This window comes from Sphingomonas sp. STIS6.2 (genome assembly GCF_000732685.2).
GTDB lineage: Bacteria > Pseudomonadota > Alphaproteobacteria > Sphingomonadales > Sphingomonadaceae > Sphingomonas > Sphingomonas aerolata.
Genome location: NZ_JPDP02000125.1, coordinates 1 through 1356 on the forward strand (window position 1 = coordinate 1; position 1356 = coordinate 1356).

The 1356-nt window shown below is 66.9% G+C and carries 1 protein-coding gene; it reads right to left on the reverse strand.

Annotated features, from left to right (window positions below):
- On the reverse strand, positions 1 to 1158 hold a 1158-nt coding region (locus tag sphst_RS13825), incomplete at its 3' end, for a TolC family protein (protein ID WP_107045698.1).
- Positions 1159 to 1356: the final 198 nt, after the last annotated feature.

A 1356-nucleotide genomic window follows, 5' to 3' on the forward strand; every position in this document is an offset into this window, starting at 1 on the left:
GGACAGGGTACGTTCGGCATCCAACAAATCGAGCTGACCGAACTTGCCCTCCCGGTAGCCGATCCGGGCAATCCGAGCGGCTTCGCTTGCCGATGCCAATGCCGGCCCGCTGGCGTTGCGAGCGGTCGTCGCGGCATTCGCGACGTTCGCCTGTGCGCTTGCGATATCCTGCGCGGTATCCAGCTCGGCCGCGCGACGTAGCGCCTGCGCCTGATCGGTCTGCGCCCGCGCCCGCGCCACTGCCGCCTTGCCGTTGTTGAACAGCGGAAACGGGATCGACAGGCCGAACACCGCTGCCACGTCGTTCGTAGCCTCAAGCCGTCGTGCGCTGGCGCTGAGTGTCACGTCGGGAATGCGCTGCGACCTGGCAAGCCGCACCTGGGCCTCTGCCGTTGTTACGTCCGCGCGTGTCGCTGCCAATGCCAGCGTCCCGGCGGTCTCGATCGGCCGCGCTGGACCAAAGCCCTCGACACGGCCGAACCACGCCAAGTCCAACGGTCCTGTGAGGGGTTGGCCGATCCGTCGGGCAAGATTGCTTCGCGCGACCTCGGCAAGCCGCTCCGAGCGCTCCACGGCCGTCTCCGCGTTGATCCGCAATACATCGGCGCGCTGCTGTTCGAGCGGCGATGCTCGCCCCGCCTGAACGCGGACGCCGGCTGCGCGCGATGCCTCGCGGGCGATGCCGGCCTGCTCGCGCGCGGTTACAAGCCGACGCTCCGCTGCTGTCGCCTCGATGTAGAGCTGCGTGACGGCAAGCCTTAGATCAGCCTCAGCCAACGCCGTGCCTATCCGCGCTCGATTACCAATCGCATCCGCGACGGCGATCCGTGCCGATCGTTTGCCACCCAGCTCGATCGGTAGTGCCAGGCCTGCCGTTGTCTCCGCGCTGCGAAGCCCGCGATATTGACCACTGCCGGCAATGTTCTCGGTCTCGGCGACGATCGACGGATTCGGCCGGTAGCCAGCAACCGTGCGGCCTGCTTCTGCGGCCCGGACGCCGGCCGTAGCGGCCTCAAGGCTGGGGGCAGTCGCTCCGGCAAGTGAAAGCGCCTGCTCAAGGGTGAGCGGGGGACTGGTCGATGTTGGATCGGCTGACTGCGCCTGTGCGATCGACGCGCAGGACGCCACGGCCAATAAGGCCGCAATAAAACGGTGCATGGGTAATGGACTCCTGACGAACCTTGGGCGTCCGCACGGGCTTTCCCGGCGGAATTAGGCGTTGGTCAGGCTTGGGGAGGACGTAGGGCTGGGTCCGACGCTACCGGAGCCTTAGGCGCATTGCGCCACACCGATGCAGTCATACGAACGCTGCTGGCTGGTCCGGTTGAATTGGACGCGATCGGCACGCCGACGTGA